This is a genomic window from Chryseobacterium sp. WX (assembly GCF_029542485.1).
In the GTDB taxonomy this organism is placed as follows: Bacteria; Bacteroidota; Bacteroidia; order Flavobacteriales; family Weeksellaceae; genus Chryseobacterium; species Chryseobacterium cucumeris.
This window is the reverse complement of the sequence record NZ_CP120710.1, coordinates 2,599,821-2,614,003: the sequence shown is the minus strand read 5'-3', so window position 1 is coordinate 2,614,003 and position 14,183 is coordinate 2,599,821. Positions and strand designations below refer to the sequence as shown.

14 protein-coding genes and 1 riboswitch are annotated in these 14,183 nt (G+C 35.1%); of the genes, 2 read left to right on the top strand and 12 right to left on the bottom strand.

Going from position 1 to position 14,183, the window contains the following annotated elements; all coding sequences use genetic code 11:
- Nucleotides 1–77: 77 nt before the first annotated feature.
- Nucleotides 78–752 carry a DUF4919 domain-containing protein gene (locus PZ898_RS11720; RefSeq protein ID WP_062675853.1) on the bottom strand — a complete coding sequence of 225 codons (675 nt, stop codon included), beginning with the start codon at nt 750–752 and terminating at the stop codon, nt 78–80.
- 218 nt (nt 753–970) lie between these two features.
- On the opposite strand from PZ898_RS11720, the gene PZ898_RS11715 reads away from it, so the two are divergent.
- Complete coding sequence (locus PZ898_RS11715) at nt 971–1,186, top strand: hypothetical protein (protein WP_034696179.1); 216 nt, start codon at nt 971–973, stop codon at nt 1,184–1,186.
- A gap of 59 nt (nt 1,187–1,245) precedes the next feature.
- Here PZ898_RS11715 and PZ898_RS11710 read toward each other — a convergent pair whose 3' ends face one another.
- Both PZ898_RS11710 and PZ898_RS11705 read right to left on the bottom strand, forming a co-directional pair.
- Nucleotides 1,246–2,538 carry an MFS transporter gene (locus PZ898_RS11710; protein WP_277695570.1) on the bottom strand — a complete coding sequence of 431 codons (1,293 nt, stop codon included), beginning with the start codon at nt 2,536–2,538 and terminating at the stop codon, nt 1,246–1,248.
- A 112-nt stretch (nt 2,539–2,650) separates the two neighbouring features.
- A complete protein-coding gene (locus PZ898_RS11705) occupies nt 2,651–3,403 on the bottom strand; it encodes a DUF3575 domain-containing protein (protein ID WP_277695569.1) in 753 nt (250 codons plus the stop codon).
- 170 nt (nt 3,404–3,573) lie between these two features.
- Here PZ898_RS11705 and PZ898_RS11700 point away from each other — a divergent pair, with 170 nt between their 5' ends.
- Nucleotides 3,574–5,658, top strand: a complete 2,085-nt coding sequence (locus PZ898_RS11700) for an outer membrane beta-barrel protein (protein ID WP_277695568.1) — start codon at nt 3,574–3,576, stop codon at nt 5,656–5,658.
- Between the two features lie 116 nt (nt 5,659–5,774).
- Here the strand turns inward: PZ898_RS11700 and PZ898_RS11695 are convergent, their stop codons facing one another.
- The 9 genes from PZ898_RS11695 to PZ898_RS11655 all read right to left on the bottom strand — a co-directional run bounded on the left by PZ898_RS11695 (nt 5,775) and on the right by PZ898_RS11655 (nt 14,142).
- Complete coding sequence (locus PZ898_RS11695) at nt 5,775–6,773, bottom strand: T9SS type A sorting domain-containing protein (protein ID WP_062675855.1); 999 nt, start codon at nt 6,771–6,773, stop codon at nt 5,775–5,777.
- A gap of 134 nt (nt 6,774–6,907) precedes the next feature.
- Nucleotides 6,908–7,555 carry a 3,4-dihydroxy-2-butanone-4-phosphate synthase gene (gene ribB, locus PZ898_RS11690; protein ID WP_277695567.1) on the bottom strand — a complete coding sequence of 216 codons (648 nt, stop codon included), beginning with the start codon at nt 7,553–7,555 and terminating at the stop codon, nt 6,908–6,910.
- A 92-nt stretch (nt 7,556–7,647) separates the two neighbouring features.
- A riboswitch (FMN riboswitch) is annotated at nt 7,648–7,774 on the bottom strand.
- A 147-nt stretch (nt 7,775–7,921) separates the two neighbouring features.
- On the bottom strand, nt 7,922–8,275 hold the full coding sequence (locus PZ898_RS11685; RefSeq protein ID WP_062675857.1) for a DUF2200 domain-containing protein: 354 nt from the start codon (nt 8,273–8,275) through the stop codon (nt 7,922–7,924).
- A gap of 9 nt (nt 8,276–8,284) precedes the next feature.
- Nucleotides 8,285–9,061 carry an alpha/beta hydrolase gene (locus tag PZ898_RS11680; protein ID WP_277695566.1) on the bottom strand — a complete coding sequence of 259 codons (777 nt, stop codon included), beginning with the start codon at nt 9,059–9,061 and terminating at the stop codon, nt 8,285–8,287.
- Between the two features lie 130 nt (nt 9,062–9,191).
- A complete protein-coding gene (locus PZ898_RS11675; RefSeq protein ID WP_277695565.1) occupies nt 9,192–10,022 on the bottom strand; it encodes a hypothetical protein in 831 nt (276 codons plus the stop codon).
- Nucleotides 10,023–10,645: 623 nt separating this feature from the next.
- Complete coding sequence (locus PZ898_RS11670) at nt 10,646–11,419, bottom strand: hypothetical protein (protein ID WP_123279106.1); 774 nt, start codon at nt 11,417–11,419, stop codon at nt 10,646–10,648.
- 57 nt (nt 11,420–11,476) lie between these two features.
- Entirely contained in the window at nt 11,477–11,980 is a 504-nt protein-coding gene (locus tag PZ898_RS11665; RefSeq protein WP_123279107.1) for a DinB family protein, read from the bottom strand.
- A 36-nt stretch (nt 11,981–12,016) separates the two neighbouring features.
- Complete coding sequence (locus tag PZ898_RS11660) at nt 12,017–12,400, bottom strand: 5-carboxymethyl-2-hydroxymuconate Delta-isomerase (protein ID WP_277695564.1); 384 nt, start codon at nt 12,398–12,400, stop codon at nt 12,017–12,019.
- Nucleotides 12,401–12,531: 131 nt separating this feature from the next.
- The gene (locus PZ898_RS11655; RefSeq protein WP_277695563.1) at nt 12,532–14,142 is read right to left on the bottom strand and encodes a serine hydrolase; all 1,611 of its coding nucleotides are present in this window, start codon (nt 14,140–14,142) and stop codon (nt 12,532–12,534) included.
- Between the last annotated feature and the right edge of the window lie 41 nt (nt 14,143–14,183).

Below are 14,183 nucleotides of genomic sequence, written 5' to 3'. Positions count from 1 at the left end.
ATTTTTATAAAAATTGATATCGATTATTTTTGAATAGTAAAACGTGATGAAATAATGAATACAATATCAGGAAATTATTAATCTAATATCCTTCCATAGAATCTGCTGATGTCAAAATAAAATCCAGGAACTTTGTATTTGCCCTTTTCAAATTCCTGATAGTCACATTTTCCTTTCAGACTTTGTGATTTTGTTTCCATTTGAAATCTGTTTAAAAGGACATATTCATCTGTTACGGCAATTACATGAAAGCCTGTTTCACAGGTCAATCCATCACCCGAGGTAAGAATGGCATTTAATAATCCGTGGAAATTTCCTGCAATTTTTTCAGCAGTGGCGTCATCATTGTTTAAATGATACAAATAGGCGAGATAATTCATGGCCCTAAGATCCAGCGGATTTTCATCTAGCGCGCCCAAAAATAACTGGATTCCCTTCGAAAGATCTTTTTGTGAAATACCTTCTCCACGATAATATTTGGCAACTTCTTCAGACTTCTTTCCCGTTTTATAAGGCTGATACTCTTTTTGGAAGGTATATCCGAAGTAAAGATGACGATATTGATTGCTGGTAAGAAGGGTATCGTTCTGTTTTAACCTCTTTAAAAGTTTCGGATAATAAAATTCTGAATTTTTATCCTCAATATTTTTTTGAATTTCCACATAATCCGGTGCTTTAAATTCCATTTTCTGACCATGCAGGAAAGTAAGCAGTAGTAAAAAGAATAAAGAGAAAAATGCTTTATTATTCATGGTTTGTATAAGGTTGTTACAATTTTTTTTGAAGTTAAAAATACGAAATATGCATCAATCGAATAATATCGACTTACTATTTGTAAAAAAAATAATAAAATATTATCAAAGTGTTACTTTGTGTCAATAAATTTACTAACTTTATTCGGAATTTGAGAGGTTACCCCTAACATTTGAAGGGGTGAATGGAATTTTTAACTAAAAAACTATAAATATTAATGAGCAGTAGTATCCAAGATGAATTTAAAGTCTTCAAAGACGAATTAAGAAAGTTGAATATCGAAGTACAGAAAGTTGTAAAAGTAGGAAACGGTAGTATGGATTTCCACGAGGTTTTCTACAAATCACCGAGGTATGAAGAGGTAAAAAGTATCTACGTCCAGCGTCACAATCTGGATAGTATGATTGAAAAATTTAAACAGGCCTATCATTAAAAAATAGAACGAGCGCCACAGATTTTCTGTGGCGCTCGATTTTTATAGTATTTCTGATATTAGTCTTTATCCAGTGTAGAAGTTTTCTTGGTGTCTTTCATTCCAACATAAACAACCAGAGAAAAAAGAATACAACCGGTAATGTACCAGTAAAAATATTCTTCAGAACCAATCTTTTTAAACCAAAGTGCAATATATTCTGCAGTTCCTCCAAATACAGCTACGGTAATGGCATAAGGTAAACCTACACCCAGTGCTCTGATTTCGGAAGGAAACAGCTCAGCTTTTACGACGGCATTAATGGATGTATAGCCGCTGACAATAATTAATGCTGCCATAATCAGGAAAAATGCAGTCCAAATGGACGTCGTTGCACTCAATGCTGTAAGAAGCGGAACGGTGCATAAGGTTCCCAGAATACCAAAACCTAAAAGAAGCGGCCTTCTTCCGATCTTGTCGGATAATCCACCAAATACAGGCTGAAGGCAGGCGAAAATAAATAACGAAATGAAAGAAACTAAAGTAGACTCTTCCTTGGTAAGATGTACCGTATTCACCAGAAATTTCTGCATATAAGTTGTATAGGTGTAAAATGCCAGCGTTCCTCCTAAAGTCAGCCCCACAACGGTAAGTAGAGCTTTTGGATGTTTCAGAAGTTCTTTTACGGTTCCTTTTTTCTTTTCGCTGACTGTCTTTTTATTTTCAAAAGCTTCTGTTTCGTGAAGATTCGCCCGAAGATATAATGCAATAATAGAAAGGAGTGCCCCAATTACAAAAGGAATTCTCCAGCCCCATTCTTCCAGCTGAGCTTCTGTGAGTAATAGTTTTTGTAAAATAAGCTGAATTCCTAATGCTATAAGCTGTCCGCCAATCAAAGTGACATATTGAAAACTTGAATAAAATCCTCTTCTGTCCTGAGTCGCCATTTCGCTGAGGTAAGTTGCGGAAACTCCATATTCACCACCCACACTTAATCCCTGAAGTAATCTTGCCAGTAAAAGCAATAAAGGAGCAAGAATACCTATGGATTGATAGGTAGGAGTAAGAGCAATCAGTAAAGATCCGAAAGACATCAACAAAACAGAAAGTGTCATAGCTTTTTTTCTTCCTATTTTATCTGCAATACTTCCGAACAGCCATCCGCCGATAGGACGCATAAGAAATCCTACAGCAAATATTCCTGCGGTATTCATCAGTTGTGCATTCAAATCAGAATCCGGAAAAAATGAATGGGAGAAATAAATGGCAAACGCTGCATATGCATACCAGTCATACCATTCAACAAGATTTCCGATAGATCCACCTATAATGGCTTTGATTCTTTGACCTGTGGTAATAGCTGTTGAGTCCATACAATGTTGTTTTCCTGAAAAGTTTTTTAATAATGGGATCCAAGATACAAATTTCAGGAAAAAGCAAACCGCTCTGGAAAAGAGCGGTTTCATAGTGTATAAAAGTGAGTCTTTAAAATCTATATCCAATCGAAAGCCCGCTTCTGAAGCCTGCCCAAGGTCCGTCTACTTTTATTCTGGCGCCATTGGCATTGGTTTCTACCGTATATTTTACAAAAGGAATATCCAGATTTTCAATTTCTTTTTTAAGCTGTGCCTGCATATCCGGGGTTAATACATAATCTGAGGTCATGGTAAAATCTCCTTTTCCGCTTCCGTAGTGGGCGCCTGCGATCCAGAAATCCAATACAAGATTCTTGCTTCTGGTCAGAAAGAACTGTACACCAACCATTAAACCTCCACTATTTCCTTTGGTATCTCCATGTCCTTTAAGTGGGATTGGATAAGTCACTCCATTCGGACCATTATAATCATAATAAAAATCAAAAGTATTGGACGTCACACTTGAATACCGGTAATAAGGAGCAAAATAAAAACCTTTTCCATAACCTTGTCCAATATAAAACCTTGGCTCTATGGTAAAATTAGTCGCTTTTACTCTTATATTCTGGAATCTTTTTTCATCTTCATCTTTCAGAAAAGCATTGATAAAAGGTACTTTTCCTTCTGTCATCGTTCCAAAGCCAATGTTCACAGAAAACCATTGGTTGATAGCTCTTTCATAAGACAGATTGATATTTCTGAATGCATAAGCCGTGACATTGGTCTTGATGATATTCATCTTTTCTGCCTGGCTGCTCTGAATTTCCTGAGCTCTCAGAAAAGAAAACAGGAAGCATGGAATTAATAGGACTGCTTTTTTCATAACTCTATATTTTGTGATGTAAGAAATACCAGCAAAAAACGGGCTGAATTTAACATAATAATTAAAGTTTTTTAAAGAAAACAGATTGATCATTTTTTGATCGGTTTGCCATTACAAATGTAACAAACATTGAGAATTGATTGTTTTAATTGTATAATTCATCTTCAGATATGAAAAAAACTATATATACCATCTTCTTTCTTTGCGGCGTCTTTATGTTTTCACAGGAGAAGAAAAATGATACAGTTGATGCAGTGGCTATTAGAGAGATTCAGGAAGTTATTCTGAAATCACAACGTAAAAAACAGTTTGCAGATAAAGCTGTTTATACCTTTGATAAAGAAGCACTGGAAAAAGCACGATACGCAAAAGACTTGCTCCGTACCCTTCCGGAATTACAACTGGATCCGGTAGCTAATACCATTACCAGTACGAAAGGGGGAACTACGCTATTTCTTATCAACGGGATTGAAGCTACTGATATGCAGATCCGAAGTATTGCACCCAGTGAGGTTGTAAAGGTAGAGTATTATGATATTCCACCTGCAAGATGGGCAACAAGAGCAGATACGGTAGTGAATATTCTGACAAGGTCTACAGAAACAGGGTATGTGTTCGGAGCTGATGTTTCCACAGCTTTGAATACAGGATTTGTGAATGGTTCTGCCTATGCGGATTATACAAAGGGAAAGAATAATTTCGGACTGGAATATTCCCTGAATCTTAGAGATTATAATGACAGAAGGGTCAATAGTATCTATGATTATCAGCTGAACGGGAAGCATTACCGGTCTGATGAAAATAGAAAAGATCATTTCGGATATACTTTCCAGAATATTGCGTTACGATATACCAGACTTGTTGCTGATGATTACGCTTTTCAGGCTAAACTGAATATGGATGTCTTCAACAGGTTTTCAAAAGGCGTGGGGCAGAGTGTTTTTACTGAGGATAATCTGAAGGAAGAGCACAATATGTTCAAAAATAATGGTTCAGATTATGTGATTCCTAAGCTGGATCTTTATTATTCTAAAAAGATTGGGGAAAAAGATGAGTTGAGTATTAATGTTGTAGGCTCTCATTATACTGCCAATACTACAGAAACGGCCAGAGAATGGATTGTAGGTTCAGGATTATCGGTATATGATAATGATATGGTATTGAAAGCCAAGCAGACGAGTCTGGTAGGAGAACTGGCACATGCTCATGATTTTACTGCAGGAAAACTTTCATCGGGATACCGAATTTCAAGGTCTTCTATTTCCAATGATCTGAATAACCTTGCCGGATATTCCCAATACAGTGTCAGTTATCTGGAACAGTATTTTTACACCGAATTTGCAGGGAAAGCAGACAAATTAAGCTATCGTATTGGCGCAGGTCTTACCAATATTCACAACAAAAGTGCAGAAAATACTTTTGATGAATGGACTTTTACTCCAAAGGTTATTTTAGCTTATCAGATTAAAAATAATCAGAACGTTCGTTTTACAGCAAGTTATAATCCTGTAAGTCCCTGGAGTAACGCTTTAAGTAGTAATGTGGTGCAATTGGCTCCTAATATTGTTCAACGGGGAAATCCCTTTTTAAAATCCCAACAAATCTTTTCTAATAATCTGACCTATTCTTTTAATAATAAGTATTTTGATTTTAATGCAGGTTTATTTTACCGATATACCAACAGGGTAATCAACCAGTATTACGTTCAGGATGAGGCATTGAATGGATATGCACTTACTTATGAAAATGGAAAAAACGGACAGCGATATGGAGTACAGCTTACCGGTTCTTATAAACCTTTTGGGAGCAGTTTATTGGTCATAAAAGCAGTGATCACACCTACTTCTGAAACTGTAAGAACAAGTAAAGGTGCTTTGATAAAAAATAATTATTTAGGAAATTATTTCTCGCTTTCTTCAGAATACAAATCTTTTTCCGTTCAGTATCAGTTCAATATCCCGGTATATAGTCTCAATGGCGCATTCCTTAATACGAATGAAAATCAGAATAATATTTTTGTAAGCTATAAACATAAAAACTGGACATTTTCGACAGGAATGTACTGGATAGGAATGCCTTCAGAATACAAAACGAAAAGTTTGCCGGAAAGTCTGGTAGACTATAAAATTCATACACAGATTATGAACAATAAGTCGATGTTTGTATTAGGGCTGAGTTATGATTTCTCAAAAGGAAAAAAGACAGAAATTCAACGGAAGCTTAATAACGAAACTGCTCCCGCAGCTACTTTTTAAGAGTTGGTTTTAGGTGGAAAGAGGGAAGCAGGAGGATGGGAGTATATATCCAACCTCCATCCTCCTGCTTCCTTACAAAACAAATCCCCGCTCATTGGAGCGGGGATTTGTTTGTATTATTTCTTGATGAATTTTGTATTCTTTGTTTCTGCGGCATTTTTTCCACTGATCTCAATGAAATAAGATGCTGGAGGAAGATCTGAGATCTGTATGTTTCCAGATTTTACATCTGAAGTTTTAACCAATTTGCCATCCAGACTGTAAATGTTTGCTTTAGAATAATTATCCGTATTTCCTTTGAAACCGATAAAATCCTGAGCAGGGTTTGGATACACCACTAAGTTTTCTTTTTTCACTGCATTGTTCACGGCCAGGAATGTTTCACTTAATGCAAATGTAGTTTTTACATTCTGGTTGATGCTTAATAGTGGAATGCTGATGTTTCCACTTGTAGAATTAAGCAGTGCATATCTGTGAGAAGCATCGTAATAAGAATAGGCTGTATTGACTATTGCTCCGATAGGGTTAGAATAAGTAACATCCAGTGATGAATATAGATTAAGATTCTGTGTGAATTTTACTCTAAGAACATTGCTGTATGTTTGATTACCTATAATTAAAGTTCCGTATGCATCAGCAATGGCAGTCATTGTACCGCTAAACAGTCCACTCGCAGAAGATGAGGAGAAAGTACCTTTGGCAGTATCGTTTTGAGCCGGTCCGTAAGTTGTTGGGTAATTAATATGAGTACCGTTGTCCACACTAAAGTTTAAAGTTGCCTGTGGATTTACCATTCCTGTGATTTCCAGTTTAGCTGAAGAGGCTTTATAGTAAACTGTTGTTGCGCCATCTACCATTTTAAGAGTAGAACCCGGGAAAGTTGCTATTTCAGTGGCAGTAGGAGTTGAATAGGTTGTTTGTGATGCTGCTCCCATCGTAAGACCTCCATTTGAAAATGTTGTGTTTGGTCCTGTTGCAGAGTTGTCTACGGTGCCAGCTGTGTTATTATAATTGACAACGTTTCCTGAAATAGGGTCATTGGCTGTTTTTGTAAGTGTGATCTGCGCAGAAAACATCGCAGATGCTCCTAATAAAAGGAATAAAGATTTTTTCATAGTCAAAATTTTTTGTTAAAAGTAAATAAAAAATAGTATTCAATTATCAAATTAATGAGTTTTTAGTTAAATTTTTAACAAAAACGCCTGTTGATCGGATCAACAGGCGGTCTGTGCGTTAAAAAAGTTTATGTTTAATTGCTTATTGCCATTTTACGGTAAGCGTAAATATCTTCGATAGTCACTACACTCATCTCTTTTTTGATGGCAAAATCAACAATCTCCGGAAGTCTTGCCATAGAACCGTCTTCATTCGTCAGTTCACAAAGTACAGCATCGTCACCCAGGTTGGCCATTTTTACAAGGTCTACGCTGCCTTCAGTATGGCCGCGTCTTTCAAATACTCCACCTTCTCTTGCAATCAGTGGGAAAACATGTCCGGGGCTTGCAATATGCTCTGCCTGTGCACCTGATGCTACAGCTGTTCTGATTGTTGTTACACGATCTTTTGCAGAAACACCTGATTCCACACCTTCTCTGGCTTCAATAGAAATGGTGAATGCAGTTTGATTTTTTGAATTGTTGTTTTCCACCATCGGACGAAGGTTGAGGTGTCGGCTTTTTTCCTCAGAAATACACAAGCATACAATACCGCTGCATTCGCGGATCAGCAGTGCCATGTCCTGTTCTGTAATAGTGGAAGCGGGAAAGATGATATCGCCTTCGTTTTCGCGATTTTCGTCGTCTACTAAAAGAATACCTTTTCCCTGTTGTAATGTCTGAAGTGCTTTTTCTACACGTTCTCTGGAGGTAGCTCCGAATTGTTCTAATAATTTTTCCATGTTATTTTACTTTTAAAAGTTAAAATACTCTTCGGTACATGGAAATGAAATACAACACAACAAGAGTCCATAAGGAATCTTATTGGTCATCTCATTTTCTTCTCCCATCCAGACTTTAACTGTCGGTTCCGGAATTTCACCAGATCAGTCCTTTTCATAAGAAAGGAGTCGCGGACTGTAACCGCCGGTAGGGAATTTCACCCTGCCCCGAAGAAAACTTATACTAAGTTTTACTGTATGTTGTAATTTAAATTTTTATTTCATTGAATAGTATTTAACGCACAGACCGCTAATTTCGGGAAGTTTTTTGAAATGGGGAAGTGTTTCAGTCATATTTATAAAATGATTCTTTTTGAATTGATATCTTTAGGTTGTTCTTAGTATTTTTTCCATCTTCTTCCCTTTTGCTAATTCATCGATCAGCTTATCCAGATAACGGATATTTCGCATTAGTTCGTTCTCTATTTCTTCCACACGATATCCACAAATGACACCTTTTATCAAAGCTACATTGGGGTTGATCTGTGGAGCCTGCTCAAAGAAAGTTTTAAAATCAGTTTTATGATCTAATATTTCTTGCAGCTTATTTTCATTATATCCGGTCAGCCAGAATATGATTTCATGTACCTCTTCTTTGGTACGTCCTTTTTTTTCGGCTTTTTGAATGTAATGGGGATAAACACTGGAGAATGCTGTTGTAAAGATTCTGGTATTCTGCATCTTTAAATATTATATTAGTTTTTGGATAACTCCATTAAGAATAGTATTGAATTCATCAGGTTTTTCCAGCATAGGATAATGTCCAACACCTTCAATGGTAACATAATCATAGTCTTTTAAATATTTGCGGTTAGCTTCAATATCAGTAGGAGAAGCATCAGAATTGATGGCTATAACGGGCACTTGAACCTGTTTTGCGAAAGCCTTGAAGTCTGTTTTATATAAAGGCCGGAGCGCATTGATTGCCAATTCAGGTTCGTTATGAAGAAATTCATGCTGTACCCTTTCTTTTACAGTACGAGGTGTTCCTTCAGCAAACAAAAATTGAGGCAAAAAGTTTTCAACAGTGTATTTGAAATCCTTTCTGTATTGGGAAAGTACCTCTTCGGTTTGTTCCTTGGTAAAGGATTCGTCCAGGTTTTTCAATGTATCGATCAGAATTATAGCTTTTACTTTTGATATTTTTAATGAAGCTTCCAGAACATAAGCTCCGGACATAGAATGTCCTACAAGAATTATTTCCTGTGTGTTAACAGCATCAGCGACCGCTTTAATATCATCAGCATATCTTTCACTTGTCCATTCCTGCCTTGAAGCATCTGATTTTCCATGCCCCGCAAGATCCAATTGTACAATATGATATTGACTGCTGAAATATTTTTGCTGGCCTGCCCACCATTCTGTATTCCCGAGCCATCCGTGGATGAAAATTAACGTAGTACTTCCACTTCCGGATTCTTTATAGTGAATTTTCTGAGCGTCCGATGATATTGTGTATTTTTCCATATGAAATTGAGTGTATTGGTCTATTGTATTGTAAAGTCTAATGTACGAAAAGGCTTATAAAGACAATGTTTTTATCAGTCATAAACGACGAATAAGTAAACACTACCATGATGCAGTTTTACCTGATAGTTTATTTTTTCGATTTGATAGTAAAAATAACCACTCCATACGGATTTCCGGAAGTGTCGCTGACCTCACATTTGAAATAAAAAAGATTTTTTAAATATCGTTGGTGAAAGACTTCGGTCAGGAAAATGATTCCTGTTGGTAGTGCATTAGAGGCGTACCCTTCAAAACTTTCTATTTCGTATGACATTTCCTTACCTAGAAAATTAAATATTTCATTTAAAATACATTGAGTTATAAACACAAATGGTACAATGGGATGATTTTCAAAATGCCCTTTGCATTGATTAGGAGTAAAAGGTTCTGTTAAAATCGTAAAATGATGAGGCTTTTCTGTATTGATTATTTTACTCTCGGGAAGATTTTTGTCATGATATTCTACCGGAACCGTACTAAGCAGATCTTTATAAAAAAGTTCGAATGCTTCACGGGTGATAATATAGTAATCCAGCTCTGCAGAATAAAGCAGCTCTTTGGAATAGTTGTCTCTTATATGAATGTGAGATTTGCCTTTTCTATCAGATTCAAGAATGCTTTCGCTGGCGATAATTACTGATTTTGGTTCATCATATGATAATTTTCTGATCCTGATTTTTTCGCCAAGGAAATAAATTTTTTCTTTACTCTCATCATTAAGAGCTTTATACAGGCTGAGACTTCCTAATGAAAATAATAATTTGATCAGTTGGGCATAATTTTCATTCTCAAAATTCCATTCACTTATTTCTGTCTCGATCTTATGATTTCTGAAAATACAGTTTTCAGGAATTGAAATGTACGGTGCTGCTTCCCCAAGGTAAGGGATGATGTTTTCCATGATGTCTGTTGTTGTCATTTGAATGAGGGTATTGGGTTATTGTATTTTTCATTGTGGATAACTTTTTCATCATGATGTATAATACTATTTTCAGGTTTATACTTTTTGTGTTTGTTGATTTTTAAGTGAGCATTCAGAAATGGTAGATTATATTTTCATTACATTAATGTTGTTTTTTGTAAATATGTTTTTAATTTACTGAATTTAATTCACTTATGTAAATTATTTCTTTCATTGGTGATTTGTTTATAATGCAATTTATAAAAAAATATTCATAATAATTGATGAATAAATATTTGTTATTTAGAATTATTGAGATGGAATTAATGAAAAGTAAGACCTAAAAATTGTGGATAACTTATCCACAGAACTTATCCACATGGTTTTCTATTCTGGAAACCCCTAAAAAATAAATAAGTATTGTAAATTATAGAGATATAGATAGTTATAAGCTTTTTTTACTAGCTGAAAAAACTTATCCATACTTTATCCACAAGGGTAAATTGGATTGTTAAAAGTTATCCACAACTATTTAAAGATGTGGATAACTGAATGATATTATTTTAAATTATTTAAAATCAATAATTTAATAGTTGTTCTGTGGATTCTCTGAAATACAGTATAAGACTTATCCACAAAATTTAAAATTCCAATGGATTAATGATTATAAATGATTTTTTATAGACTTGGTAAAAACATCCATTTTCAGTAGGCTGAGCATTTTTAAATTCAGAACTTATTTGACTGAGCTCCCCCGAGTGTAGATTCCAGACAAGAAAACTAGTTTTGTCTTTATAGGTTGAATGAAATACAATATTGTCCGCTTTTGCAGATACAGATTGAGCACCTCTGCAAGCAGATGGAATTTCATAACTGACAAGATTGAAAGTGCCTACATCCAATTCCTGCAAAGAAAAATTTCCATAACCATTAAAAACTATTTTCCCATTTCCCAAATTGGCAACACAATAGCAATCGATAAGCTGGTCTTGTAAATTACTTGAATTAAAACCAAAAACCTGTTTCCCATTAAGATTAAATACAGCCAATGCATCACAGTCAGGTTTATCACCTTGTAAAACACCTTCATCAAAATACGAGACTATTATTTTTTTACCATTTATCTTAATATCGTTAATTGAAGTTCCAATATTAAATTTTACAAAAGGCTTCCCTGTATAATCAATGATTAAAGCATTTTCTATAGAGGTTGGACGATCAAGTACAATTAAAATTTTTTCTTCATCAATGATTCTAGCCATTAAGATATCAACTCCTGGCTCTAATGGTGTTTCTGCGCCAGAGATTATAACTCTGTTCCTGGAGGTGATAGCAATAAAATTTCCGATCTCATTAGTTGAAAGGTGTTTGATGTTCTCCTGAAATAAATCGAGTTCTATGGTTGTAGTGGTCATAATGATGGGGTCAAACTATACATTTTTATCTTTTTAAGTGACAGAAAAGATATAGCTTTATTGTTTGTCTTTATAAATATTCCAGAAATTAAAATCCGTCATAGGAGCATCAGTGATTCCTATATTTCTTCCCATTGTTACGATCTGTCCTCTGTGATACGTTCCGTGAAGAATAGCATGCTGGATATACTCGTATTTCGAAAAATCACACTGAAACCATTGGGATTCTATCTTTACATTTTTTGAAAGATCTTCTTCAGATAAATTTTCCACATAATCTACAAGTTTCTGCGAATTGTTTTTTATGGCATTGAAAACATCCTCTTTGCTGGTAGTTTCTGCTGTTTTTACAAAATCAAAATCATCTTTTTCTGAAATGTGGCTCCACCAATATTCCTGAGTTTGCCAGATGTGGTGTAGTGTTTTTAAAATAGTCGGAAAACTGGAAATAGTTTCCTGGTTAAGCTGCTCATCAGACTTTGTGGATAACCAGTCGATATATTTATTGACTACCCAATTGTTGTACTGCGCACTTTTGCTGACTAATGTTTTTAAGCTCATATTATTAATGTTTAGTTGTGTGTGTAAAGGTGAATGTTATAAACCAAAATGCCTGTCCTGGTCTGAATTTTCAGGATTAATGAGTGCTTTGTTGCTGTATGTCGCTGCTTCGAAATCATTGATATTGACAGAAAGAAAAGAAATATCAGGCAGCAATTCTGAAATCTGGTTACAGATCTGCTTCGAAAGATCTGCTTTTTGTTCTGTATTGCGCCCCTGCATGATATACCCAAACACATGTAGAAAATTTTTCTTACCTGTGCCTAATTTGTAATACTGATAGGGTTGAAGTCTTACTTTGATGTCATTTGGAGCAAACAGTCCTGTTCCGTCTGCCGCTTCATAAACGGCATCCATCAATTCATCGGGTGTTCTCTGCTGAAGAATATCCTGTGAACAATCTATTATAAAATGGGGCATAGATTCTATTTTGTGTTTGATTTTGTGTGAGATAAAAATAATAAAAAATAGTAATGGAAATTAAAAATAAAAACCGTTTTGAAAACAAAACGGCTTTAAAATATGTATTTTTTACTTTGTGAATACTGGTTTTATAGATTTGATTTTTTAATGCTGTATTGTGGTTGTACAGCGTTGGTCATGTCAAGAACAATATCATAAATTCCATCTTCATGGATTGGGAAATCATAAGCATCGAAGGCAATACTTTTATTGTCATTATTCAGACCGAGGTTGTATCCCCAGTCATTATTAAACCTGAATTTTAAATTACCTTTTTTTAATGTATAGTTTTTCAGAAAATAAATATTCGGATTTTTAGGATCTGTTTGTAGCAGTATATCTTTTCCGTCCCAACCATTCGGAGTAGCATTTCCAATAATTCCCCACGCAAGAGTATTGGTCTTTCTTTTTGCTGTTTTTACAGTTCCATCCCAGAAATGAATGACAAGAGTATTTATTTTTCCGTCTTGATCCCGTTGAAATGTACAGGTGAATTTTTCATCCAGCTGGAAAGATGTTTTGCTTTTTGGTAACAACGCATTTCTTGGATAGCTTCCTTCTTTGAAAACAAGTTGTCCATCGTTACTGGTGATATAAAAATTTGAATTTTCTGTAGAGTAAACACCTTCCAGCTTTTTTAAATCCTCTGCACTCACTTTTGCAATGGACGGAATGCTATAAGGTTTATTGTACAGTATTTTTTCTACTTGAGGAATAATAAAATCGGAGTGAGAAAGCTCTGAATTGGAAATTAGAATCACACAAATATCATCATCCAGAACTCTGTAATATCGGCTTCTGTAGCCAGGTCCGCCACCATCATGGCCAATCCTTTTTTTATCAAAATCCATAGAGATCTGGAAACCTAAGCCATAATGATCTTTAAGATAAGGTGTAAAAGCTTTGTCTGTGGTCTCTTTTTTAAGAAGGGTATAGTTTTTTAACGCTTCATTAAATTTAAAAATATCTTCCACCGTAGAGTACATCGCTCCCGCAGCAAAAGGATGATCGGTTTTGAAACGCAACGCTTCGTTCGACCTTTTAGCTGATAAAAATTCATATCCAAATGCCTTGTTTTCATCCGTTACATTATTGAAGTTGAATCCGCTGTGATTCATTTTCAGAGGTTTCAGGATATTATTTTCTATGACCTGATCATAATTCAGGCCTGTAACTTTCTTAATGATATAACCGAGAATATAATACCCTGAATTGGAGTAATCCCAATCTTTACCAGGGGAGAAATTCAAAGGTTTTGCAGCAATATATTTTAAAAATGTTTCTTCATTTAGAGTGTATTCAGAGTTGGTATCATTGGGAATTCCTGAAGTATGGGAAAGCAGCTGGGCAATGGTAATGCTGTCACCTTTCGGAAAGTCAGGATAGTATTTGGAAAGTTTGTCATTCAGAGATAATTTTCCCTGTTCTTCCAACTGAAAAATAACAGTTGCCGTGAACATTTTTGTAGTGGAGAAAACTCTGTAAAGACTATTATTGGTATTTTTCTCTTTTTTAGGAGCATTTCTATAGCCGTAGCTATTTTCAAAAATAATTTTTCCTTTTTCGGCAATCAAAACAGAACCACTGAACAATCCTGCTTTTTCATACGTTGAAAATAACTGTTCCAGTTTTTGGGATTTTTGTGAAAGAAGAGGATGCATCGCAAACATTAAAGCGATACAGGTGAGAATAGATTTCATGTAATTTTTTTTAAATAAGACACTTTTGAGTGTGATAATAT

Bases quoted from the DNA above. Each gene is read 5' to 3' on its own strand.
- PZ898_RS11695 (WP_062675855.1), bottom strand. From the start codon at position 6,773: ATGAAAAAATCTTTATTCCTTTTATTAGGAGCATCTGCGATGTTTTCT.
- PZ898_RS11660 (WP_277695564.1), bottom strand. From the start codon at position 12,400: ATGCCCCATTTTATAATAGATTGTTCACAGGATATTCTTCAGCAGAGA.
- PZ898_RS11710 (WP_277695570.1), bottom strand. From the start codon at position 2,538: ATGGACTCAACAGCTATTACCACAGGTCAAAGAATCAAAGCCATTATA.
- PZ898_RS11685 (WP_062675857.1), bottom strand. From the start codon at position 8,275: ATGCAGAATACCAGAATCTTTACAACAGCATTCTCCAGTGTTTATCCC.
- ribB (WP_277695567.1), bottom strand. From the start codon at position 7,555: ATGGAAAAATTATTAGAACAATTCGGAGCTACCTCCAGAGAACGTGTA.
- PZ898_RS11665 (WP_123279107.1), bottom strand. From the start codon at position 11,980: ATGAGCTTAAAAACATTAGTCAGCAAAAGTGCGCAGTACAACAATTGG.
- PZ898_RS11705 (WP_277695569.1), bottom strand. From the start codon at position 3,403: ATGAAAAAAGCAGTCCTATTAATTCCATGCTTCCTGTTTTCTTTTCTG.
- PZ898_RS11720 (WP_062675853.1), bottom strand. From the start codon at position 752: ATGAATAATAAAGCATTTTTCTCTTTATTCTTTTTACTACTGCTTACT.
- PZ898_RS11680 (WP_277695566.1), bottom strand. From the start codon at position 9,061: ATGGAAAAATACACAATATCATCGGACGCTCAGAAAATTCACTATAAA.
- PZ898_RS11715 (WP_034696179.1), top strand. From the start codon at position 971: ATGAGCAGTAGTATCCAAGATGAATTTAAAGTCTTCAAAGACGAATTA.
- PZ898_RS11675 (WP_277695565.1), bottom strand. From the start codon at position 10,022: ATGACAACAACAGACATCATGGAAAACATCATCCCTTACCTTGGGGAA.
- PZ898_RS11700 (WP_277695568.1), top strand. From the start codon at position 3,574: ATGAAAAAAACTATATATACCATCTTCTTTCTTTGCGGCGTCTTTATG.
- PZ898_RS11655 (WP_277695563.1), bottom strand. From the start codon at position 14,142: ATGAAATCTATTCTCACCTGTATCGCTTTAATGTTTGCGATGCATCCT.
- PZ898_RS11670 (WP_123279106.1), bottom strand. From the start codon at position 11,419: ATGACCACTACAACCATAGAACTCGATTTATTTCAGGAGAACATCAAA.